At 61.9% G+C, this 22,931-nt stretch carries 17 protein-coding genes; 7 read left to right on the top strand and 10 right to left on the bottom strand.

Translation table 11 applies throughout. The annotated features are described in order from the left end of the window. Position 1: 1 nt before the first annotated feature. The 5 genes from DSC91_RS29310 to DSC91_RS29290 all read right to left on the bottom strand — a co-directional run bounded on the left by DSC91_RS29310 (position 2) and on the right by DSC91_RS29290 (position 5,862). Complete coding sequence (locus tag DSC91_RS29310) at positions 2–754, bottom strand: Fic family protein (protein ID WP_115782060.1); 753 nt, start codon at positions 752–754, stop codon at positions 2–4. A 124-nt stretch (positions 755–878) separates the two neighbouring features. Next, entirely contained in the window at positions 879–2,195 is a 1,317-nt protein-coding gene (gene waaA / locus DSC91_RS29305; protein ID WP_115782059.1) for a lipid IV(A) 3-deoxy-D-manno-octulosonic acid transferase, read from the bottom strand. A 76-nt stretch (positions 2,196–2,271) separates the two neighbouring features. Further along, positions 2,272–3,156, bottom strand: coding sequence for a Kdo hydroxylase KdoO (gene kdoO, locus DSC91_RS29300; RefSeq protein WP_115782058.1), 885 nt, complete (start codon positions 3,154–3,156; stop codon positions 2,272–2,274). Between the two features lie 61 nt (positions 3,157–3,217). Further along, complete coding sequence (gene waaC / locus DSC91_RS29295; RefSeq protein ID WP_115782057.1) at positions 3,218–4,219, bottom strand: lipopolysaccharide heptosyltransferase I; 1,002 nt, start codon at positions 4,217–4,219, stop codon at positions 3,218–3,220. Between the two features lie 248 nt (positions 4,220–4,467). After that, a complete protein-coding gene (locus DSC91_RS29290; RefSeq protein WP_115782056.1) occupies positions 4,468–5,862 on the bottom strand; it encodes a phosphomannomutase/phosphoglucomutase in 1,395 nt (464 codons plus the stop codon). 304 nt (positions 5,863–6,166) lie between these two features. Between DSC91_RS29290 and DSC91_RS29285 the strand changes: the two genes are divergently transcribed. From DSC91_RS29285 to galE, 4 genes are read left to right on the top strand one after another with little or no spacing between them, the layout of a single operon-like run. Further along, on the top strand, positions 6,167–7,429 hold the full coding sequence (locus DSC91_RS29285) for an oligosaccharide flippase family protein (protein WP_115782055.1): 1,263 nt from the start codon (positions 6,167–6,169) through the stop codon (positions 7,427–7,429). Next, the gene (locus DSC91_RS29280; protein ID WP_115782054.1) at positions 7,426–8,253 is read left to right on the top strand and encodes a glycosyltransferase; all 828 of its coding nucleotides are present in this window, start codon (positions 7,426–7,428) and stop codon (positions 8,251–8,253) included. The genes DSC91_RS29285 and DSC91_RS29280 overlap by 4 nt, the downstream gene beginning before the upstream one ends. Positions 8,254–8,304: 51 nt before the next feature. Beyond that, the gene (locus DSC91_RS29275) at positions 8,305–9,453 is read left to right on the top strand and encodes a glycosyltransferase family 4 protein (protein ID WP_115782053.1); all 1,149 of its coding nucleotides are present in this window, start codon (positions 8,305–8,307) and stop codon (positions 9,451–9,453) included. A 12-nt stretch (positions 9,454–9,465) separates the two neighbouring features. Next, positions 9,466–10,494 carry a UDP-glucose 4-epimerase GalE gene (gene galE, locus DSC91_RS29270; RefSeq protein WP_115782052.1) on the top strand — a complete coding sequence of 343 codons (1,029 nt, stop codon included), beginning with the start codon at positions 9,466–9,468 and terminating at the stop codon, positions 10,492–10,494. A 94-nt stretch (positions 10,495–10,588) separates the two neighbouring features. Here galE and DSC91_RS29265 read toward each other — a convergent pair whose 3' ends face one another. After that, entirely contained in the window at positions 10,589–12,085 is a 1,497-nt protein-coding gene (locus DSC91_RS29265; protein WP_229758253.1) for a hypothetical protein, read from the bottom strand. A gap of 188 nt (positions 12,086–12,273) precedes the next feature. Further along, positions 12,274–13,830, bottom strand: a complete 1,557-nt coding sequence (locus tag DSC91_RS29260; RefSeq protein ID WP_115782050.1) for a methyl-accepting chemotaxis protein — start codon at positions 13,828–13,830, stop codon at positions 12,274–12,276. A gap of 268 nt (positions 13,831–14,098) precedes the next feature. Between DSC91_RS29260 and DSC91_RS29255 the strand changes: the two genes are divergently transcribed. Beyond that, the gene (locus DSC91_RS29255; protein ID WP_115782049.1) at positions 14,099–15,199 is read left to right on the top strand and encodes an MraY family glycosyltransferase; all 1,101 of its coding nucleotides are present in this window, start codon (positions 14,099–14,101) and stop codon (positions 15,197–15,199) included. A 51-nt stretch (positions 15,200–15,250) separates the two neighbouring features. Here the strand turns inward: DSC91_RS29255 and DSC91_RS29250 are convergent, their stop codons facing one another. From DSC91_RS29250 to DSC91_RS29240, 3 genes are read right to left on the bottom strand one after another with little or no spacing between them, the layout of a single operon-like run. Then, complete coding sequence (locus DSC91_RS29250) at positions 15,251–17,152, bottom strand: polysaccharide biosynthesis protein (protein ID WP_115782048.1); 1,902 nt, start codon at positions 17,150–17,152, stop codon at positions 15,251–15,253. Between the two features lie 11 nt (positions 17,153–17,163). Beyond that, positions 17,164–18,186: an MraY family glycosyltransferase gene (locus DSC91_RS29245; RefSeq protein WP_115782047.1), complete on the bottom strand. Its 1,023-nt coding sequence runs from the start codon at positions 18,184–18,186 to the stop codon at positions 17,164–17,166. 10 nt (positions 18,187–18,196) lie between these two features. Then, a complete protein-coding gene (locus DSC91_RS29240; protein ID WP_115782046.1) occupies positions 18,197–19,156 on the bottom strand; it encodes a UDP-glucose 4-epimerase family protein in 960 nt (319 codons plus the stop codon). Between the two features lie 617 nt (positions 19,157–19,773). Here DSC91_RS29240 and DSC91_RS29230 point away from each other — a divergent pair. Together DSC91_RS29230 and DSC91_RS29225 are read left to right on the top strand one after the other, a co-directional pair. Next, the gene (locus DSC91_RS29230; protein WP_115782044.1) at positions 19,774–20,751 is read left to right on the top strand and encodes a glycosyltransferase family 4 protein; all 978 of its coding nucleotides are present in this window, start codon (positions 19,774–19,776) and stop codon (positions 20,749–20,751) included. A 4-nt stretch (positions 20,752–20,755) separates the two neighbouring features. Then, positions 20,756–22,930, top strand: coding sequence for a glycosyltransferase family 2 protein (locus DSC91_RS29225; RefSeq protein WP_115782043.1), 2,175 nt, complete (start codon positions 20,756–20,758; stop codon positions 22,928–22,930). The last annotated feature ends 1 nt before the right edge of the window (position 22,931 follow it).

Below are 22,931 nucleotides of genomic sequence, written 5' to 3'. Positions count from 1 at the left end.
CTCACTCGCCCGGATGGCATTCCAGCAGGAATGCCATCATTTCCGTCGCGTCTTTCGTCAGATAAAACCGCACCATCTTCTCGTTGAAGTCGCCAGCGCGCTGCGCTGGGACACTGATGGCGTCGATGCCATTCGACATCAATACGCCGTTCATCATGAAACGCGACGTGCGTTTGTTGCCATCGAAGAAGAACTGCTGCAACGCGCCGAACAGGAAGAAAGCGCAACCCCGCTCAAATGCATTTGAAACCTGATCGGTCAACGCGCGCGTGCCAGTGGCAAAAACGCGGTTGAGTTCAGGGGCACCAGGCAAGGTCGGTAGCGGTGTGTGCCGCGCCGCTTCACCTAACGCCACATCCGGCGTGTATCGCGTTTCCTCGTCTTCGCCGCGGAATGCGCCGCCGCACCTCGATCTCTCATCTGACGTGACAAGGCGAAACAGGTCGCAAAACGTCGCTTTACTGAGCACGAACCGACCGTCCCTAACGATTGCAAGCAGATGTTTGGACGCTCGGATCAGACCCAATATTTGCCCCTGGTCGGATATCTTCCGGCCGCCAACTGTTACGCCATCCAACAGCGTTTTTACTTCGGTGAAGGTGAGCGGATTTCCCTCAAGTACGCTCGCATCCCACACGAACTCCGCAAGCATTCGATGACAGCGGAAGCACGTCCGGTTGATCGTATGAGTTGGGATATTTTGTGGGATCGCGCCACGATCCCATCGAAATCCGAGGTCAGTGAAAAGCGTCATCGCCGGCCTCAATCAAGTTGTTCACGTCGCGCAGCGCCGTTGATGCAAGAGCCCGCTTAGGCGTATCCCGTTAGTTAGCGCGCGAAGCGATAACGCAAGCACCGCCTTAGCGGCGCTCGAACGACTACTCCGGCACCACCGCCATCAACACATCCACCGTCCGCGCCGTCGCGCCACGATGACGCGCGGCAAACGCCGAAGCCGCGCCGCCCATCGCCAACCGCCTTGCCTTGTCGCCGAACAGTTCGCGCAGCGCCCGCGCCAGGTCAGCCGGATCCTGCACCTGCACTGCCGCACCGGCCGCGACCGCATCCGCCGTAGCTTGCGTGAAATTGAACACATGCGGCCCGATCAGCACCGGCACACCGACCGCACACGCCTCGATCAGATTCTGCCCGCCGAGCGGCAGCAAACTCCCGCCGATAAACGCCAGATCCGAGGCGGCATAGTAAGCGCCCAACTCGCCCATCGAATCGCCGAGCAGCACGTTGACGTCAGGCGGCAAAGCAGGCACACCGCCGCCGGCAGTTGAAGCCGCAGCCGATGCCACCGTCGCCGCAGGCGCCCACGTCGAACGCCGCTCAATACGCAAACCGGCCTTCTCGACCAACGCCGCCACTTCGTTAAACCGCTGCGGATGACGCGGCACCAGAATCAGCAACGCATCGTCGATACCCAGCGCCGCGAACGCCTGCAGCACCCGTTCCTCTTCGCCTTCACGCGTACTCGCCGCAACCCAAACCGGCCGCGTGCCGATCGCCGCGCGCCATGCATGACCACGCGCCGCCAGTTCCGGCGGCGTGCTCATATCGAACTTGAGATTGCCGAGCACCGCGACATTACGCGCACCGAGCGCGGTGAGCCGCTCCGCATCCGATGGGCTCTGCGCCAGCACCCGCGCAAATCCGCCGAACACGTCCTTGGTCGCGCGGCCGAACTTGGCCGCGCGCTTATACGAGCGTGCCGACATGCGCGCATTGGTCAGCACCAGCGGCACATCCGCGCGCCGGCATTCGTCGATCAGCGTCGGCCACACTTCTGTTTCCATTACCAGACCGAGCGACGGCCGCCACGTCCGCAAAAACCGCCGCACCGCGTGCGGCATGTCGTACGGCAGATAGCTGCGCAACACACGGTCGCCGAAAATCTGCTCGCCGGTAGCGCGGCCGCTCGGCGTCATATGGGTTAAAAGAATTCGCGCGTCGGGGCGGGCCTTCATCAACGCGTCGATCAGCGGTTGCGCGGCACGCGTCTCGCCCACCGACACCGCATGCACCCAGATCAACGGCGAATTGTCTTCCGGCAGCCGGCCACGCGCGTAACCGAAACGCTCGGCAATATGCTCGCGATAGCCACGCTCCTTGCGCGAACGGATCAGCAAGCGCAGCACGGCAAGCGGCGCGACGATCCACCAGAGCGCGTTATAAATCGCCCTCAGCATCGGGACCCCGCACACCCGAGAGCGAATCCGGATGCAAGCGCGCGTGCCGCCGCGCGATCGAAAAAGACAGCGGCGCTCAAACCAGCGCCCTGCCCTTCAGGCGCTCGAGAATGCCGAGCGGCGCGCAGTCCGGCTGCGCCATCGCCTTGACCGGCAGGAAGAAAGTCTGCTCCAGCATGAACTGGCCGGACATCACCGCATGCGAGGTCTGATCGGAGAAACACACCCACACGCTGCCTGGCGGAAACGGCATGGTCTCCTGCGGGCTCGACTTCTGATACTCGAGGTCGGCCTTCATGCTGTCGTGCAGATTCAGCATCAGATGGTCGTATTCGCTGCGCGGCGATTTGGTGACGTGCAGCAGATTCAGCAGCCACGCCGAGCCGGGCATCTGCGGTTTGATGCGCGGCAGGAAGCGCCTCGCCATATCCTCGAACGGTTCGCCCACGCGCCATACGCGCGGTGCGCCAAGCGGATTGACGTTGGTGAACACGCGCAGAATGCGCTCGCCATAGTTCGGCCGCGACGGAAAGGCATCGACATGCAGACGGCTGTCGTCCTTGCGCCACGACGTCTCGCGCCCTTCCACCTGATGCAGCCGCAGACTCGTGGGCGCGACACGCAGCTTGCCGTTGTATTCGGGAAAGAGCCCGTCGACCAGCGTGCGCGCATTGGACTGATAACGCGCGATCAACGCGCGCACCGCCGACTGCGTGACGGCGTCGCCGGCCACGCCATGCAGCGCGCCGCCGTTCGGCTCGAGACTGATGTTCTTGCGGCTCGGATCGGCGAAGGCGGGATCGAGCAAGGCCTGTTCGCCGCCTTCGATAGCAAAGCGCAGATTGGGGAAATACAGCACCTTGCCGCGTTCGACGCCGGCCAGCAGCGTCTCGCGCGGCACGGACAGATTGCGTCCGTGCCAGTCAGCGTTTGCTACTTCGATGATCTGGGTTTCGTTCATGGTCGCCCTTGAAAACGGATGGAGCTTAAGGCGAAGCACATCGCATTACAGCGCTACCGCGCTACAGCAGGCCGAAACCGGCCAGCGCGGACTTGACTTCCTGCAGCGTGGGCGGCTTGCCGGCCGTGCCGAGATTGACGACGTTCGGCGACCAGTAGCCGCCAGTACGCCATGCGGTGGCGAAATTGTACAACTCGACTGTCGGCCGCTTCAGCGCCGCCGCAATGTGAACCAGACCTGTGTCAACACCGACGGTCGCGGCGGCGCCGTCGATCAGGCCGACCACCGCCTGCAGCGAGAGCCTGGGCGGCACGATCGCCGCACCGCCGAACTCCTTCGCCAGCCGTTCGCTGGTGACGCGCTCTTCCTCGCTGCCCCACGGCAACACGATCGACGCGCCGCGCCGCACCAAAGACTGGCCGAGTTCGATCCAGGCGGTATCGGGCCACTGCTTGTCGGCGCGCGAGGTGGCGTGCACGAACACCACGTAAGGCACCGGCAGATTCAGATTCGCCTCCGACAGAGCCAGCGCCGCGCGGCCCGTGTCGAGGCCGAAGTCGATCTCGTCAGTGGGTTTCGGCAGCGGGTCGTTCAACGCCGCGGCCACCAGTTGACGCGTCCGCTCGACCACGTGGGTGCGCGGCTCGATCGGCACGCGCTTGCCGTAGAAGAAGCGCACCGGCCATTCGAAACCCGCGCCGTCGGTACGGTTCGCGAGACCGACCAGCGGTCCGCGCGCCAAGCTCGCGACCCACGCGGTCTTGATGAGCCCCTGGCAGTCGATCACGAGGTCGTAGTTCTCGGCGGCGAGCGCGCGGCGAAATGCGCCGATCTCGCGCCAGTTCTCGGCCGACAGGATGCGCTTACGCCAGCGCCGCAGCGACACGGGAATCGCCCGCCGCACGCCGCTGACGAGCTCCACGAGCCCCACGAAGCTTTCCTCGACCAGCCAGTCGATCTGGGCCTCGGGATGGCGGCGTCGGATGTCGGCGATCACCGGCATGTTGTGAACGACGTCGCCCAATGACGACACCCTCACGATTAGTATCTTTTGCACGCTCAAGTGTGGGAAAACCGGCTATCCGGCCCGAAGATGCGTTGAAAAAAAGCGCCCCCAAACCTGTCGCTTCGCGCCAGGCCCCCCGAGGGGGTGGCGAGAAAACTTGGGGCGGCCCGGCGTTTTCTCACGAGGAGCGCAATTCTAGCGCGACACGGGTAATTGGCATGAAAAAACGCGGCGCGGTAAGTGAAACCCGCGCCGCGTTCGACGGTGGCCGCGGTTCACGAAGAACCGCGCCGCCGCTGGAGCTTTTAGAACGGCAGCTTCGCGTCCGGCTTCTCCGCCAGGATCACGCGGCGGAAGTCTTCCTGGATGCGCTTGAGCGCTGCGTCGCTATCGGCTTCGAAACGCATCACCACCACCGGCGTGGTGTTCGACGAACGTGCCAGACCAAAACCGTCCGGATACTCCACGCGCAGGCCGTCGATCTTCACGACGTCGTCCGCGCCGGTGAACTTCGCGTTTTGCTGCAAACGCGCGATCAGTTCGAAGTTTTCGCCTTCTTCGAGCTTCAATTGCAGTTCCGGCGTCGAATTCGAGTTCGGCAGCGCGTTCAGCAGCTTGCTCGGATCCGCCACACGCGTGAGGATTTCGAGCAGCCGCGCGCCCGTGTACAGGCCGTCGTCGAAACCGTACCAGCGGTCCTTGAAGAACACGTGGCCGCTCATTTCGCCGGCCAGCGGCGCACCGGTTTCGCGCAGCTTCGCCTTCACGAGCGAGTGGCCGGTCTTCCACATGAGCGGTTCGCCGCCCTTGTCTTTCACCCACTTGGCCAGATTGCGCGTGCACTTCACGTCGTAAATGATCTGCGCGCCCTTGTTGCGCGACAGCACTTCTTCGGCGAACAGCATCAGTTGGCGGTCCGGATAGATGATCTGGCCGTCTTTGGTGACGACGCCGAGACGGTCGCCGTCGCCGTCGAATGCGAAACCGATTTCAGCGTCGGTTTCCTTCAACGCGCGGATCACGTCCTGCAGGTTTTCCGGGTGAGCCGGGTCAGGGTGATGGTTCGGGAAGTTGCCGTCGATCTCCGTGAACAGTTCGACCAGTTCGCAACCGAGCTTCCTGAAGAGCTTCGGCGCGAGGCCGCCCGCCACACCGTTGCCGGTGTCGACCACGATCTTGATCGGACGCGCGAGCTTGACGTCGCTCGCGATGCGATCCAGATACGCGTCGGCGATGTCGTACTCGGTGTACGTGCCGCTGCCCTGGGAGAAGTTTTCGTCGACGATGCGCTGATGCAGCGCGAGAATCTGCTCGCCGTAAATAGCCGCGCCGCGCAGGACCATCTTGAAGCCGTTGTAGTCAGGCGGATTGTGGCTGCCCGTCACGACGATGCACGAATCGACGCGGCGCTCGCCGCCGTCGAGCCGCAACGGCACGCTGGCCGCGAAGTAGCCGACCGGCGTCGGCACCATGCCGACGTTGACCACGTCGACACCGGCCGCACGCAGACCGTCCGACAACGCCTGGATCAGCTCCGGACCCGACAGGCGTCCGTCACGCGCGACCACCACGGCGTCGCCGCCTTGCGCCCGCACTTCGCTGCCAAAAGCGAGACCGATCGAACGCGCTGCGTCGGCGTCGAGCGTCTTGCCGATCACACCGCGAATGTCATACGCCTTGAAAATAGATTTGGAGATCATGTTGGCTCACTTGCGTGCAATGGAAAATTTTGACCGGCACATTGCCGAGGGATCGGTAAAACAGTCTGTTAAACCGAGCGATGCGCCCTTGCCGGAAGCGATCCGGTTCCAACTTATAATTGCGCCTTTCGGACATACCCTAATAGACGCCCATTCTAATGCTTAGACGCCCTGCTTTTGTAAAGTTGCTGCGACAGTCGGCCAAGTGGGCGGTTACAGACAACCCCTTGGCGGACGTTGCGTCCCCCGCACAACAGGCGCGACACGCACAACCCGTGCAAGCGCATTGGCGAGTGTCCCCCGGATGCTGACGCTCAAGCGCTTCGCCAATCCCGACGTCACGCGCGCCTTCACCAATATCGTCTGGCTAGGGCTGGAGCGGCTCACGCAGATCGGCGTGGCGATCGCGATCAGCGGCATGCTGGCGCGCTACTTCGGGCCGGACACCTTCGGTAAATGGCAGTACGCGAACACGCTGCTGCTGGTGCTGTCGCCGATCACCTGGGTGTGCGGGGCGGAAATTCTGGTGCCCACCATCGTCGGCCGGCCGTCCACCCAGCTGGGCACGGTGCTCGGCAGCGCCTTCGCGCTGCGCTTTTCGGTTTCCGTCGCGGCGTTGCTGCTCACGTGGCTCGGCATCGCGTTGCACTTCTTCGACCCGCTGGTGGGCGCCATGCTCGCCGGCCTCGCGGTGACCATGCTGTTCCGCGAACCGTTCGTCGGCGTGATCAATGCGTGGCTGCAAAGCATGACGTACAGCAAGCCGCAGTTGCTCACCAGCATGAGCACGGCTGTGTTGAAGGCCGGCTTCGTGTATCTGCTGGTGCGCGCCGTGGCGACACCCGCGCGCTTTGGCTGGCTATGGGCCGCCGAAGCGGCGCTCATCAGCGCGGTTCTGCTGATCTATTACATCCGCCGGCATGGCGGCAAGCTCGGCTGGCACCTCGACCGTTCGCTCTTCAAGCACTTCGCAAGCGCCGGCACGGTGTTCTGGATCGGCCTGATCAGTATGTATCTGTTCCTGAAACTGGACAGACTGATGCTCGAGCGGGCGATTTCCTTCGCCGACCTCGGGCGCTATTCCGCCGCGCAGCAGTTGAACGAAAACTGGATCACGCTCGCACTGATGCTCGCGCAGACGATTGCGCCCGCCTTCATTTACCGCGTGCAGGACGGCGCGCAATTGCGCCGTAACGTGTGGCGGCTCACCGCCATGACCGCCGCGCTGATGGTGAGCGGCGCGATCGTGCTGGATCTGCTGGCGGGCTTCATCATCCGCCGCGTGTTCGGGCCGGACTTCGAAGGCGCCATCGAAATTTTCCGCTGGGCCGTGTGGCTCTCCGTGCCGGCCGGCATCGAAGCGATCGGCAATCTGATCGTGCTGAAATATCAGGCCAAATTCGTGTTGCTGTCGAAGTGGCTGCTCGCGCTGGCCGTTGCGTTCGTCGTCAATCTGCTGGCGATTCCGCGGCTGGGCGCTTACGGTGCGCTGGTGGGTCTCGCGGCCGGCTATCTCGCCGCCGCGTCAGTTAATCTTTATTACATTCGTTTCAAATTGCGCCCATGACGAATTCATCCGCCGCCGCGCATTCTCTCGACGACGTCGCGGTCCTGATGCCCGCGTACAACGGCCAGGCCGACGTCGATCTCACGCTGGCCTCGTTCAGCGAAAACGCGCTAATCCACGTCCTGATCGTCGACGACGGCAGCACGCCGCCGATCGTCGCGCCGGCGATCGCCAACATGAGGATCGAGGTACTTCGCATGCCGCAGAACGGCGGCATCGAGCGCGCGCTGCAAACCGGCATCGACGCCCTGGCGCAACGCGGCTTTCGTTACGCAGCGCGCATCGACGCGGGCGACCGCAGCGTGCCGCAACGGCTCGCGAAGCAACGCGTGTTCATGGAACTGCATCCGCAAGTGGCCGGCCTCGGCATGTGGACCCAGGTCGTGACGCGTGAAGGCAAGCCGCTTTTCATGCTGACGCCGCCCGCCGAACCGAACGAGATCCGGCGCCTGCGCTTCTTCCGTTCATGCCTCGCGCATCCTTCGATGATGCTGCGCATCGACGCGGTCCGCGCGGTCGGCAACTATCGCGCAGCCTATCCTTCCGCCGAGGACCTCGATCTGTTCGTGCGCCTGATGGCGCGCTACGACTGCGCGAACCTGCCGGAACTCGGGCTCTATTACGAGCTGAACGAAGGCGGCATCAGCGCGACCAAACGGCGCCGCCAGGTCAGCTCGACGCTGCGGCTGCAACTGCGTTACTTCAACGTCGCCAATCTGTACGACTGGCTGGGCCTCGCCAAAAACCTGCTGCATTTCGTGACGCCTTACCGCGCCTTGCAGCGGGTCAAACGCACGCTGCTCGCGCCGCGTGCGGGCCATTGATTCCGTTGCTCCGTCATTCACCATGATATTCACCGTCGAGCCCGTTCCCGCATGAAGCCTGCCTTGAAATCGACGCCCGCGCTGCGCATTACACTCGTCTGTAACACCGCCTGGGCAATCTATACGTATCGGCAAGGGCTGATTCGCATGCTGGTCGGACGCGGCGTCGACGTGACGGTACTCGCACCGCGCGACCGCACCTTCGAACTCCTCACGGCGATGGGATGCCGCTGCATAGAATTGCCGGTGGCGTCCAAAGGCACCAATCCGCGCGACGACCTGCACACACTTTTGTCGTTGTATCGTTTGTATCGAAGCATCCGCCCGCATGTTGTGTTCCACTACACGATCAAGCCGAACATATATGGCTCGGTCGCCGCGAAACTGGCGGGCGTGCAATCGGTGGCGGTGACGACCGGGCTCGGTTACGTGTTCATTCAGCAAAGCCGCGCGGCGCTTGTCGCCAAAAAACTGTACCGTTTCGCCTTCCGCTTCCCGCGCGAAATCTGGTTTCTGAATCGCGACGACCAGGCCGCGTTTGTCGAGCAGAATTTGTTGGTGCATCCTGAGCGTGCGCGTCTGCTGCATGGCGAAGGCGTCGATCTCGAGCAATTCGCCTTCACGCCGCTGCCGGAGCGCGCGGAATTCAAGTTCGTGCTGATCGGGCGGCTCCTGTGGGACAAGGGCGTGGGCGAATATGTCGAAGCCGCGCGGCGCTTGCGTGAACGTTATCCTCAGGCGCGGTTCCAATTGCTCGGTCCGGTCGGCGTCGACAACCCCAGCGCGATCACACGCGAAGAAGTGGCCGCGTGGGAACAGGAAGGCGTCATCGCGTATCTTGGCGAGGCGCACGACGTGCGGCCTTTCATCGCCGACGCGGACTGCGTCGTGTTGCCGTCCTATCGCGAAGGCGTGCCGCGCACGCTGATGGAAGCCTCGGCGATGGGCCGGCCGATTGTGACGACTGATGTGCCCGGCTGCCGTGAAGTGGTGGCGGACGGCGTCAATGGATTGCTGTGCGAAGTGCGCAATGCCGGGAGTCTCGCGGCGAAGCTGGCACAGATGCTCGACATGAGCGGCGCGGAGCGCCGCGCAATGGCTGAACGCGGCCGACAGAAAGTCGCGGAAGAATTCGACGAGCGCGTGGTCGTCGAAACGTATAAAGACCTGGTGCAGAAAATGACGGGCGTTTTACTTTAACGGAGCAACAGCATGACCACGAAGGGCACGATTCTGGTAACGGGCGGTGCGGGATTTATCGGCTCGCACACGTGTGTCGAACTGCTGAACGGCGGTTACGACGTCGTGGTAATCGACAATCTCGTGAACAGCAACCGCGAATCGCTGAGGCGCGTGGAGACCATCACCGGCAAGGCCGTGAGCTTCTACGAAGCCGACGCGCGCGACGAAGCGGCGCTCAATCGTATTTTCGATGCACACCCGATCACCGGCGCGATTCACTTTGCCGCGCTGAAGGCAGTGGGTGAATCGGTCGCCAAGCCGATCGAGTACTACAACAACAACGTCGGCAGTTTGCTGACGCTGCTCGGCGTAATGCGCGATCGCAACGTGAAGCAGTTCGTATTCAGCTCGTCGGCAACGGTGTATGGCGTGCCGAAGAGCTCGCCGATCGACGAATCGTTTCCGCTGTCGGCGACCAATCCTTATGGGCAGTCGAAGCTGATCGCCGAGCAGGTTTTGCGCGATCTGGAAGTGGCGGATGCTTCATGGCGAATCGCGACGCTGCGCTATTTCAATCCGGTTGGCGCACATGAGAGCGGATTGATCGGCGAGGATCCGGCTGGGATTCCGAACAATCTGATGCCCTATGTGGCGCAGGTTGCTGTCGGCAAGCTCGAAAAGCTGCGGGTGTTTGGCGGCGACTATGAGACGCCGGACGGCACCGGAGTGCGTGACTATATCCACGTTGTGGACCTGGCGCGTGGGCATCTGGCGGCGCTGGACGCGCTGGTCAAGCGCGATGCCAGTTTTGTGGTGAATCTTGGGACGGGGCAAGGGTATAGCGTGATCGACGTCGTCAAGGCGTTCGAGAAGGCTTCGGGGCGCCCAGTGCCTTATGAGATCGTGGCGCGGCGGCCGGGTGATGTGGCCTCGTGTTTTGCGGATCCGGCGGCGGCTTTGAATGTGATTGGCTGGCAGGCCGAGTTCGGGATCGAGAGGATGTGCGCGGATCACTGGCGGTGGCAGTCGAACAATCCGCAGGGGTTTGCGCAGGCGTAGCCTCGCATATTTGCCGGCGCTTTTGCGTGTGCGGGTGCACACGCAAAAGCTGTTGAAACTCGACGGCGTCACGCTCACCCAGGCAGTGATTCAGTTACTTCACGGCCCCTTGCGGATAGAAATACAGACCCGCAACGTTAGCCGCACTCACCCTCCCCGCCTTCGGCGCCGCCGATACAAGATAGCGCCCGCGAGCGGCGCTGATTTGCGCCGCTGAGCAATGTGCCGACTGGGCGAAGACAAGCTGCCAGTTCTGCGCGATGCAAAACGGCGTGGTTCCCAGACGCCGCGCATAAACCTCTGTGCCCACCACGGTAGACCAGAGATGCTCCCAGTTCGCAGAAGCGTCGAGATCGAACACAAGACCATCGGCGCCAAGTTGCTTGATCGCCGCGTAGACGGCCGGAATCTGCGGGTCGTCGTATTGAGAAACGTATTCAGGCGGTTGATGGATCCGAACACCGGTGAAAACGCCCACAGCGACACAGACACATACCGCCACGCCGAATGGCGCTGCCGTCACGTTGTCGATGACGCGCTTCAATAGCAACGTCAGCGCAAGCGCGGGCACCGCGTAGTAGAAAATCCCGACGTAGGTGAGCGAAAAATTGTCGACGCCGAAGACCGAATAAAAGAGGAAGCCAACCGTCGCGCTCGCCAATGACAGTACGATTGCTCTCTCCGATCCAATGCGGTCTTGACTCTCGCGCCTCGAATCGCTGGTTGCGAGGACGGCACAGGCGGCGGCGCCGAACAGGATTCCAAAGAGGCCGTTACTCCAGAACAGGCCAACGAAACGTATCGCTTCTCCCAGGCGATTCGCACGGTGCGCATGGCCAAAAGCGGCATATTCGGCGACCGGTCCAGGAAAATGGAGAATGGTCTGGATCGCGAGCGGGACAAGAAACAGTGCCCCAATCCCCACCGCGCTCGCGATCGTCCGAAAATTTCCCGCGAGGTAGTCACGGCTCAATACCCAACTGCCTCGCGTGATGCGAGACCGGACATAAAGCCACGTATTCGCGACGACCGCGCAGGCGAGCATGACTGCGGCTATGCCGAAGAAAGACGCATGGCCATTCAGAAGGAACCCCAGGCTGATCGCCAGCAACAGGAGTCCATCCCTGCGCCCCATGATCAAGGCAGCAAGGGACACCGTAAAAGCGGCAAAGGCAAAGTAGTAGAGATGCGGGAACCAGGTGCCAGCGAACGCCTGATAGTTGATATACGCGCTGACACCGACAAACAAAGCCGTGGTGGTCACGGCAGCCGGCATCGACCCTTGCATTCTGCGCAAAAGCGCGCCGATCGACGCGATCCAGAATCCGGACAGCAGCGCCACCGCATAAATCTGCCCGGAGAACGGCGAAGCAACCCACCGCGTCAGATCGAAAAATGCAGCTTCGCCTGCTGCAAGCACGTAAAGGAACGCGGGGCCCGGATGGTTGAATCCGACGCGAGAATAATTGCCGACTAGCAGGTTGAAGTGCTTGGCCTGAAGCACCAGCAGGGAATTCGCCGCAAAATCCCCGGTTTCATGAAGCTGGACGGACGAAAAAGTCTGCCCGAACACGATGATAAACAGCGCCACGCAAATCGCTGAGACGACAAAAACCACCCACCCCTTGAGCACGGAGCACCTGTTTTCATGTTATTCGAATGCGGTGCTGTGTTTCGACGTCGTTATGGCCAGGCGACTTTTCAAATAGCCTCGCGAAATCAGCGGCAAGCGAAAGCGGTTATGGAAGGACAGGATTGTAGAGTAGATTATTCCCGGGATCAGGCCGCCTCATCAAGGTGAAACACCGCAACGGCATCCTTCAGGATGACGACCTGTTCTTCCAGGGATTTTGCCGCTGCGGCAGCCTCCTCCACGAGCGCCGCATTGTGTTGCGTCACCTCGTCGATCTGGGTGATGGCCTTGTTGACCTGTTCGATGCCGTCGCTCTGTTCATGCGCGGAAGCCTCGATTTCGTTCATGACACCCGTCACGCGCTGGACCGCGTCCATGGCTTCACGAATCGTCTTCTGTGCACTGGACACAAGGGAGGCCCCCTGCTCCACCTTGGCGGCCGACTCGCCGATCAGCTCCTTGATTTCCTTGGCCGCCGCGCCGGAGCGCTGCGCGAGGCTGCGCACTTCCGAGGCCACCACCGCGAACCCGCGCCCTTGCTCGCCGGCCCGCGCGGCTTCCACGGCGGCGTTCAAAGCCAGGATGTTGGTCTGAAAAGCGATCCCCTCGATCATGCCGATGATCTCGGCCACCTTGCGTGACGATTCGGTGATCCCGTCCATCGTCTCGGTAACGCGCGACACCACTTCTCCGCCACGTGTCACCGTATCCAGCGCACCCTGCGCCAACAGGTTCGCCTGCTTCGCGTTGTCGGCGTTCTGCTTCACGGTCGCCGACAACTGCTCCATGCTCGCCGCCGTCTGTTGTAGGGCCGCCGCCTGCTGCTCGGTCCGCGACGACAGATCGGCGTTGCCCGAGGCAATCTCGTTCGCACCCTGCGTAATCGCCGTCGTGCTGCCGCGCACCTTTGCCACCGTCTCGACGAGGCCGTCGCGCATCTTCGTCAATGCGCCGAGTAGCTGGCCCATCTCGTTGCGCGACTTGCTTTTGATTGCGATCGACAGATCGCCTGCGGCAATGCGCTCGAAGTGCTTGATGGTTGTATTGACCGGCTTGATCACCGCCGCCGACAAACCAACCCGCGCCATCACGCCGATCACGATGGAAATCGCGCCGATCCCCGCGAACAGCAGCGTCGCCATCTGGAACCGCTGGGCTCCCGTCTCGGCCTGCTTGCGCTGGCTGTCCGTCTGCAAGCGCTGCAGCGTGTCGATGGACTTCGAATAGGCCGCGTAAAAGGCGTTCGCCGTTTCACCCTGAATGTTGCGGAAGGTATTGAAGTCGAAGTCGGTCAGCGCCTTGAATTCAGGCTCGATTGCCTTGTCGACAAGCGCGCTGCGCGCCTGCTCGACGTTCTGCGCGAGCTTCTTCTCGTCCTCGCTGGCGAACGGGCCGGCCATGTAGTTGCCGAAGTCCTTGTTCGACTCGACCAGCACCTTGTGCGCGGCCGGCAACAGGTCGTCGGTCTGCTTGCCGACGCTGAAGAGCGTCTGATAGGAGCCGAGCGCGAGCTGCACTTGCAGCAGCTTCTCCGAGCTCGCCTTCAGATGCGAGAGCGCCGCCGCGCTGTGCTGCGTTTCGTCGAGGCTGCTATTCGCGAGCTTGAGCGCGCCGTAGCCGACGCCGATCACGGTCAGCAGGAAAACGACGAATACGCTGATCACTAGCGTCAGGCCGCCACGAATGGTGATGTTGTTAAGCATTGGGTCTCCGGAACGTCTCATTGAGCGGCGGCGAACCCCGCGATACGCCGGCGACCGTCTTTTCGCCGGCAACTCACACTTCGCCGCATCCAGATTAACGGCCTTCGCGAGACCTCTCCGCATAGGTGGAATCCATGACAGGCATGGCTTTGCGGGCAGTTAAAGCTTCACTATCTGGGATTTACCGACCACCTGGCTCGAGCGCTGCTTTTCTGGGCAACATGCGTTTCATTTGTATAATTCGGCGTCTTCGCTCAGGCCCACTTTCATGCTTAGTTTTGCGCTCGGCTTTCTCGTTTCACTGCTGATCACGCTGTTGATCGTGCGCTATGCGCATTTGCATGAAAAATTCTCGACCGATACCGATCTGGCCGGCGTGCAGAAGTTCCACGTGCGTCCGGTGCCGCGCATTGGCGGCGCCGGGATTCTGATCGGCTTGATCGTGTCCGCCGTGCAGTTGCATCATGCGTATCCGGCCGTGTCGGGCGGCATCCTGGGGCTGATCGCGTGCGGCATGCCGGCGTTCGGTTCGGGATTGGTCGAGGATCTGACCAAGCGCGTCTCGCCGCTCGCGCGGCTTGTCTGCACGATGGCGGCGGCCGCCCTCGCCTACTTCCTGCTGAATATCGCCGTGACGCGCATCAGCGTGCCGCCGCTCGACTTTCTGCTCTCGTATGCGGTGATCTCCTGCGCGGTCACCGTGCTGGCCGTCGCTGCGCTGGCCAACGCGATCAACATCATCGACGGCTTCAATGGCCTCGCCTCCATGGTCGCGTTCATGATGTTCGCCTCGCTGGCTTACGTCGCCTTCCAGGTGTCGGATCCGATCGTGCTGTCGGCGTCGTTCATGATGATGGGCGCGGTGCTCGGCTTCTTTATCTGGAACTTCCCGGCCGGGCTGATTTTCCTCGGCGACGGCGGCGCCTATTTCATCGGCTTCATGCTCGCCGAGTTGTCGATCATGCTGGTGATGCGCAATCGCGACGTGTCGGCGTGGTATCCGGTGCTGCTTTTCATGTATCCGATCTTCGAGACCTGCTTCTCGATCTACCGCAAGAAATTCATTCGCGGGATGTCGCCAGGGATTCCCGACGGCGTGCATCTGCATATGCTGGTTTATAAGCGGTTGATGCGCTGGGCGGTGGGCACCCGGACGGCGCGGGAGTTGACGCGGCGGAACTCGCTCACCTCGCCGTATCTCTGGTTGCTATGCCTGATTGCGGTTGTGCCGGCCACGTTGTTCTGGCGGCATACGCTGCATCTGTTCTGTTTTGTGGTGGTGTTCGCGGCGACTTATGTGTGGCTCTATATGAGCATTGTGCGGTTCAAGTCGCCGAGGTGGATGGTGGTGAGGAAGGGGAAGCGGTAATAGAGAAAGGCGCCTGAGGCGCCTTTTTTATGCATGACAGCAGCTGTACTTTCAGCGGTGCGACTCCCAGGAAGCCCGCGTAACCGATCCCACATTGCCGACGCTACGCAACGCCGGCGCGCTGCCCGGTTGATATTCCGGCACCCAGCGGCGCAGGTCGCGACGTACTTCGTCGTCGCTCGGCACGCGGTGTTGCATCAGCCAGGGCAGAAGATTGTCGATGAAGCTGTCCGGCACTTCGCGCGCCCGTGCGATACGCAACTTCGGATGCGGCGTACGGGTGGTGGTTTCGTCGTCGGCCAGCAATTCTTCGTACAGCTTTTCGCCGGGACGCAGACCGGTGAACACCACACGAATCTGCTCTTCGGTAAAGCCGTAAAGACGGATCAGATCATGCGCGAGATCGGCGATCCGCACCGGCTTGCCCATGTCGAGAATGAAGATTTCACCGCCGTGCCCCATGCTGGACGCCTGCAACACCAGTTGCGACGCTTCCGGAATCGTCATGAAAAACCGCGTGATTTCCGGATGCGTGACCGTCACCGGGCCGCCGCGCGAAATCTGCTCCTGAAACTTCGGGATCACACTGCCGGCACTGCCAAGCACGTTGCCGAACCGAACGGTTTCAAACTGCGTGCGTCGTGCACCCTGCTGCAATGCTGCGCAAGCCATCTCCGCAAGACGCTTGCTCGCGCCCATGACGTTGGTCGGATTGACGGCCTTGTCGGTGGAAATCAGAACGAAATGAGAGACGTCGTGGCGAATCGCCGCGCGTCCCACGCGATACGTGCCGAGCACGTTGTTGCGCACCGCCTGCCAGGTGTTCACCTCTTCCATCAGCGGCACGTGCTTGTAGGCCGCGGCGTGAAAGACGATATGCGGGCAGTAACGCCCCATCACCTGGTCGAGCAGCAACGAATCCTTCGCGTCGCCGATGATCGGCACAACCGATACTTCGGGATATTTATCGCGCAACTCTTCGTTGAGACGGTAGATCGAGAACTCGGAGACGTCGAACGCCACCAGTTGCACCGGTCCGTAACGCAGGATTTGCCGGCACAGTTCGGAGCCGATCGAACCGCCCGCGCCGGTCACCATCACGACGCGGTTCTTAAGCAGCGCTTCGACGTGCTGCGTGTCGATCATGACCGGATCGCGGCCCAGCAGGTCTTCGAGATCGATCTGCCGCACGCGCGACAGGAAAGCCTGGCCTTGCGTGAGCGGCGTGAGCGCCGGCAATGTCATCGCGCGTACGCCCGCGCGCACGCACAGCGTGGCAATGCGGCGATGCGCTTCGACCGAGGCCGAGGGCACGGCAATGATCACGTGCTCGACCTTCATTTCAGCCGTGATCTTCTGCAGATCGCTGATGGCGCCCAGCACGCGGTAGCCGTAGATTTCGCGGCCCTGCTTGACCGGATCGTCGTCGAGCAGACCGGCGAGGCGCCATTCGCCCGAGCGTTTCAGCTCGCGCACCAGATTGGCGCCGGCGTTACCCGCGCCGAGCACCAGCACGGGCTTGCCCTGCCCGACGAGACCGCCGTAGCGATAGAACTCCTTCGCAGCGCGGTATAGCGCGCGCGAGCCGCCCATTGCGAGGAAAAGCAGCATGGGCGAAACGATCAGGACCGAGCGTGGCACGACTGGCGCCGGCTGCAGCAGCGCCGAGCCGATAACCACGACCACCGCGCCGACGCCGATCGCCTTGGCGATGCGCACGAGGTCGGGCAGGCTGGCAAAGACCCACATGCCCCGATACAGCCCGTAGCTGCGGAACATCACCGCGTAGATCAGCAGCACCCAGACCAGGGCGTGCAGGCCGCTCGACCAGAACTGGACCGGCACCGGCCCGTTGAAACGGATCACGTAGGCCAGCATCCAGGCCAGCGCCACCGCGCACAAGTCGAACGCAAACGCACTGAACGAAAGCCATCGGGCCTTGAATCTTTTCATTGCGCAGAACCTCAGGATTGCCCGGAACGGATCACATGGCGCCGCCAGTAGCGATCAATGCAAAGCCCGGCGAGCACGAGCACAACAGCCCATGCGACGACGGCAAGCCATTGATAAACCACAGCAATACGCAGTGCCCACAAAGCAAGCATTATGCCCGCGACCATGAAGAAATACCAAACTCGGGCTGTCGATGCATGCCCGAAACCGCCCTGCACCAATCTTTGATAGTAGTGTTCACGGTGCGCCTGCCAAAATTTTTCGCCACGGAGCAGCCGTTTAAGCAGCGTAACCGAGGCGTCGCCAATAAAGGGGGAAAAACTTACCGCTGGGAACCAGATCGGCCACACGTTTTCGCGCCAGCCCCAATAGCCGAGAGCACCGGCCAGAAAGCCCAGGGGGATCGAACCCGCGTCGCCGAGAAAGATCCGTGCGGGGTGAAAATTGAACAGCAAAAAGCCCGCTGCCGCTCCCGCCACGACCAGACAGGCCAACGCGAGCGCGGGGTCCGGATGGGTCGACACGGACGCGGCGATCGCATAGCCGCCAAAGCCGAACAGGGCCATGCCACCGGCAAGGCCGTCCGAACCGTCCATGAAATTGTACAAATTGACCAGCCAGATGAGTAAGAACGCCAGCGCGGCCAAGGCCCACCAAGGCGCAAGGGCCGGATAGACGACGATCAGCGCAATCACGGCCGCCGCGTGGCCGCCGAACCGGACTCGGGCGGGCAACCCGCGGCGGTCGTCGATTTGCGACAACGCGGCCAGCAGCGCGGCCAACAGCGCGGGCAGCCATAGCGCCGGCGCGGCGAGCCAGATCAGGACCACGGCCACCGGCACGATGCCCCAGCCCCCTACGCGCGGCGTTGGGCGCGTGTGCAGCGAGCGGTCGTTGGGGATGTCGGTGGCAAGGCGCCAGGCAAGGCCGGTCCGGAGCAGAAACCAGAGGATCCCCGCGCATGCGCACAGCGCCAATACGCCCCAAAGGAGCAGGTGCACGAAAGAGGCGGTAAGGAGCGAAGCGATCGGCATTGAGGTCGGCTTAGTGCGTGGAGCGATACCAGGCGGCTGTTTCCAGCAGGCCATGTTCGACGGTATAAGGCGGGTACCAGCCGAGGCGCTCGCGGATGTGAGAACTGTCGAGCCGCAGTTCGCCGATCAGCCGGTCGACCTGGGCCGAGCGGCCGGTCAGGCGGCCGGCAAGGCTCAGAAAACCGACAGGAACCGGTACGAGGCGCGCCGGCGCGTGTAGCTGCGTGGCGAGCGCCCGGGCAAGCTCCGAGACGCTGAGATCGCGGCCGTCCGTGACGTGGAAGGTCTCGCCAGCGGCGCGCGGGTCGGTTGTGCAGTGCACGAGCGCGTCGGCCAGATTGTCGACGAACACGAGGCTGCGACGGGCTGCGATCGAACCGAGCGGCAGCGGGATGCCGTTCGCAATGGCGCTCATCAATTGCAGGAAGTTGGCGCGCACGCCGGGGCCGTAGACCAGCGGCGGGCGCACGATCACGATTTCGAGGCCCGATTCACGGCCGTAGTCGATCAACGCGCGCTCGGCTTCGAGCTTGGAAATGCCGTACGGATCGGTGGGCGCGGGTTCAGCTGCCTCGGTAATCGGGCGGCCTGCGCTGCTTTCGCCGACCGCCTTGATGCTGCTCACAAAAACGAAGCGGCGCGCGCCCGCACGGCGGGCAGCAGCGGCCACGCGCAATGCGCCCGTGACGTTGGTGCCGCGATAGACGGCAAGCGGATCGGCCGTCGTTTCGCGCTTCATGTGGACGCGCGCCGCGAGGTGGATAACCGCGTCGCAGCGCGTTGCCAACGGCCAGCGTTCGTCGATGCCGTCGAAGTCGTTCGCGTCGAAGAGCCATTCGCGGACGCCTTCGACGGTGGTTTGCGGACGGCGTACCAGACCGGTGACCGTGTCGCCGCGCTGCAGCAATGCTCGGGATGCCGCACGGCCGACGAAACCGTTGGCGCCGGTAATCAGCACGCGTTGGGTCATCGGGCAGCGTCCAATCGGCGACGTGACCGCATTGCGGCACGGATTACCCAGTCTACAAACGGAGGGACGAGCTGATGAGACACGATACAATCTGGCATCGGCGATGCTTCTATGGGAGTCTGTTTGGGAAGCGTATTGTATGCGGGCGGCTCCCGCGTCAACCCGATTATCGTAAGCGTTAGGCGCTAAAATACGTCAGTAGCTAACAGGCTGAAAGCACGGCGGCAGTCTCGGGGCGTGATAATAAAACGGACGGGCCGCTCAGACGCCAGTTCGAACACTTCTTAACATCTCAAACATATTCGCGCATGTGGAATTCGCAGTTTCGGTCCGACGTGCTCGACGACAGCACAATCAGCTTCGCCCCAGAGCGACGTGGAGGCGCAACGACCAGCGCCCCGGTGAGTCGACACTTGGTTACCACTGTTACCACCAGGCTGAGTGCCGCGCCGCAGCGCGTACGTCCCGCGGCGTGCCAGCCGGATCGTCATCACGCATCTTACGGATCGCCGTTCCGCGCCGCATGATCGCGAGCGCATCGTGCATACCTATGCGCACCTGTGCGCCGGCACGAATTGTCGATCTGAATAAAAGTTTGAGCAGATAGAGTCCCATCTATGAAAGTGCTGTTCGCCACGTACCCAATGGCCTTCCATACCCCCGGAGGCGGAGAAATACAGTTGCTTGCATATCGTAAGCATCTGCCCGCGCATGGCGTGGACGTCACGCTGTTCGATCCATGGAACCCACGGTTCCTCGACCATGACGTGGTTCACTTCTTCTCATGCGTCGGCGGCTCGGTCCATTTCTGCAACTTCGTGAAGCAGTTGGGCTTGCCCCTGGTGGTCTCGTCCAGTCTATGGGTGACGGAGGAGACCAAGCATCTCTATCCGATCGGCGAGATCCATCACCAGTTTTCGTTAGCGGACCGGGTGGTGGCGAACTCCGACATCGAATGCGAGACGCTCGCGCGGATCTTTGGCCTTCCACGGGAAAAATTCGTCACGGTTCTGAACGGCGTCGAGGATAGTTTTTACGAGCCGGTCGCGCCCGAACTGTTTCGCAGCGAATTCAAGATTCACGATCGCTTCGTGCTGAACGTGGGCAACATCGAGCCACGCAAAAACCAGTTGGCGCTGGTCAAGGCGATGAAATCGTTCCCCGAACTCAAGCTCGTTCTGATCGGCCACCAGCGCGATCCGGAATATGCGAAGGCGTGCTTCGCGGAAGGCGGCGACCAGGTTATTTACGCCGGCACATTGGCGCATGATTCGCCGGTGCTGCGCTCCGCTTACGCGGCATGCGAAGTGTTCGCTTTGCCGAGCACCTTGGAGACACCTGGGCTCGCGGCGCTTGAGGCTCATGCTGCGGGATGCCCCGCCGCGGTGACCGAGGTGGGGTCGACACGCGAATACTTCGGCAACGAAGTGGAATATCTGGATCCCTCAAACGTCGACAGCATTGCGGACGCGATACGCCGGGCAGCCAAACCGCCAGGTTCGCGCACGATGCACACCGCCGAGGCTCACCGTCGACACCTGAACTGGCAAACGGTGCTCACTCAATTAGAAACGACTTACCGCTCCCTGGTGTGAGAATATGAAATTTCAGTTGCGTCCTTTGAAGAACGTTGAAAAAACGTCGAGCACGGCCTTTCCGTGGCTAGCGGTCAACAACGATCCGCAGTTCTGGATCAAAGGCTGGAAGAAGATGGTGGGCCGACATGTCCGAATCTCCTTTCAGTTGCAGACCGACAAGTTGCCCGCGTCGCCTTGCGTGCTTTACTACGATGCAGGCCATGGCATGTCCGAAGCAACGGCTGTCTACATGACCGTCGGTTCGGATGGCACGGTCAAGCAAGATCTGCTTCTGCCCTTCACGACGAACACGTTGCGCCTGGATCCGATCGCGCAGCCGGGGCTCTTCTCCATCAGCAATTTCAACATCGAGCTTCTGGCACGCGAGGTGCCGTTCGTTCTTCATCGGCCGCGCCGCATGCTCGCTGCACAACCCGGCACGGCCACGAACGCACCGGCGCCTGTGGCCGACGGCCGTCGCGACTATCCGAAATGGATCAAGTCGCACGAGCCGCAGCGCTCGGTTTATACCGCGCTGCGCAAGCGTGCGTCGGGCTGGAAAGACAAGCCGCTGTTCAGCGTGCTGATGCCGACCTACAACACGCCGGAACGCTGGCTTCGCAAAGCAATCGATTCGGTCATCAACCAGGTGTACGACCATTGGGAGCTTTGCATCGCGGACGACAACTCCTCCGACCCCGGCGTTCGAAAAACGCTGACGGAGTACGCCCGCAAAGATCCTCGCATCAAGGTGACCTACCGCACCACGAACGGCCGCATTAGTGCCGCGAGCAACAGCGCGCTCGAACTGGTTTCAGGCGATTTCGTCGGCCTTCTGGATCACGACGACGAACTCCACCCCCTCGCGCTGTATTGTGTCGCCGAGGCACTTCATGAACACCCCGACGCCGCGTTGATCTACTCGGACGAAGACAAGATTTCGGTGGACGGCGTACGTTCCGAACCGTATTTCAAGCCGGCGTTCAACTACGACCTGTTCATGAGCCAGAACATGATCACGCACTTCGGCGTGTACCGTGCTTCGGTCATGCGGGAAATCGGCGGATTCCGCGACGAGTTCAACGGCTCTCAAGATTACGATCTGGCGCTGCGATTCCTCGACTACTGCGGCGAAGGCGCGATTCATCACATTCCGCGCGTGCTCTATCACTGGCGCGTACATCCGCAAAGCACCGCAGCCACGCATGAAGCCAAGCCGTATGCACAAATCGCAGCGTTGCGTGCAATTGACGAGCACTTGCAGAGAAAAGGCATAAAGGGCCATGTCGAAACGGCGCCCGGGGCCAGCGCCTACAACAAGGTGTGCTACGAACTCCCGGACGCACAACCGTCGGTCGAAATCATCATTCCGACGCGCGACGCGGCTCGTCTGGTCGAGCAATGTGTGGCATCGATTCGGGAAAAGACCACCTACCAGAACTTCCGCATCACGATCATCGACAACGGTTCGGTCGAGCCCGCAACGCACGAACTCTTTGCCCGCTTGCAGGCAGATGGCGTCGTGACCGTGAAGCGCGACGATGCGCCGTTCAACTACTCGGCACTGAACAATCGCGTAGGGCTTGCGAGTACGGCCGATTTCGTCTGTCTGATGAACAACGATATCGAAGTCATCACGCCGGAATGGCTGAGCGAAATGGTGTCGCTCGCGCTGCAACCGGGCGTAGGCTGTGTCGGCGCGAAGCTGCTCTATCCGAACGACACGCTGCAGCATGCCGGCGTCATTATCGGCGTCGGAGGCGTTGCCGGTCACTCGCACAAACATAGCGCCAAGCCTCAGCCGGGCTACTTTTCGAGAACACTGCTGCGCAGTTCGATGTGCGCCGTGACCGCTGCCTGCCTCGTGGTGCGGCAATCGATTTTCAAGCAGGTCGGCGGACTCGACGAACAGTTGCAGGTCGCATTCAACGACGTCGACTTCTGCTTGCGCGTTCGCAAAGAGGGGTATCGCAATGTGTGGACCCCTTATGCCGAGTTGTATCACCACGAGTCGGCGACTCGCGGATACGAAGACAACCCGGAGAAGATCGCCCGATTCAATCGGGAAGTCGCGTACGTGCAGAAGCGCTGGGGCGATTTCCTGTTGAATGACCCGTGCTACTCGCCGAACCTGACGTTGGAACACGAGGACTTCTCCTTCGCGTGGCCGCCCCGAGTTGCCGATCTGATTCAGTAAA

This window comes from Paraburkholderia caffeinilytica (assembly GCF_003368325.1).
GTDB classification, from domain to species: Bacteria; Pseudomonadota; Gammaproteobacteria; order Burkholderiales; family Burkholderiaceae; genus Paraburkholderia; species Paraburkholderia caffeinilytica.
The sequence above is the reverse complement of the archived record's forward strand: the minus strand, read 5'-3'. Positions and strand labels throughout refer to the sequence as shown.

Bases quoted from the DNA above. Each gene is read 5' to 3' on its own strand.
- DSC91_RS29310 (WP_115782060.1), bottom strand. From the start codon at position 754: ATGACGCTTTTCACTGACCTCGGATTTCGATGGGATCGTGGCGCGATC.
- waaA (WP_115782059.1), bottom strand. From the start codon at position 2,195: ATGCTGAGGGCGATTTATAACGCGCTCTGGTGGATCGTCGCGCCGCTT.
- kdoO (WP_115782058.1), bottom strand. From the start codon at position 3,156: ATGAACGAAACCCAGATCATCGAAGTAGCAAACGCTGACTGGCACGGA.
- DSC91_RS29290 (WP_115782056.1), bottom strand. From the start codon at position 5,862: ATGATCTCCAAATCTATTTTCAAGGCGTATGACATTCGCGGTGTGATC.
- DSC91_RS29285 (WP_115782055.1), top strand. From the start codon at position 6,167: ATGCTGACGCTCAAGCGCTTCGCCAATCCCGACGTCACGCGCGCCTTC.
- DSC91_RS29280 (WP_115782054.1), top strand. From the start codon at position 7,426: ATGACGAATTCATCCGCCGCCGCGCATTCTCTCGACGACGTCGCGGTC.
- DSC91_RS29275 (WP_115782053.1), top strand. From the start codon at position 8,305: ATGAAGCCTGCCTTGAAATCGACGCCCGCGCTGCGCATTACACTCGTC.
- galE (WP_115782052.1), top strand. From the start codon at position 9,466: ATGACCACGAAGGGCACGATTCTGGTAACGGGCGGTGCGGGATTTATC.
- DSC91_RS29260 (WP_115782050.1), bottom strand. From the start codon at position 13,830: ATGCTTAACAACATCACCATTCGTGGCGGCCTGACGCTAGTGATCAGC.
- DSC91_RS29255 (WP_115782049.1), top strand. From the start codon at position 14,099: ATGCTTAGTTTTGCGCTCGGCTTTCTCGTTTCACTGCTGATCACGCTG.
- DSC91_RS29250 (WP_115782048.1), bottom strand. From the start codon at position 17,152: ATGAAAAGATTCAAGGCCCGATGGCTTTCGTTCAGTGCGTTTGCGTTC.
- DSC91_RS29245 (WP_115782047.1), bottom strand. From the start codon at position 18,186: ATGCCGATCGCTTCGCTCCTTACCGCCTCTTTCGTGCACCTGCTCCTT.
- DSC91_RS29240 (WP_115782046.1), bottom strand. From the start codon at position 19,156: ATGACCCAACGCGTGCTGATTACCGGCGCCAACGGTTTCGTCGGCCGT.
- DSC91_RS29230 (WP_115782044.1), top strand. From the start codon at position 19,774: ATGAAAGTGCTGTTCGCCACGTACCCAATGGCCTTCCATACCCCCGGA.
- DSC91_RS29225 (WP_115782043.1), top strand. From the start codon at position 20,756: ATGAAATTTCAGTTGCGTCCTTTGAAGAACGTTGAAAAAACGTCGAGC.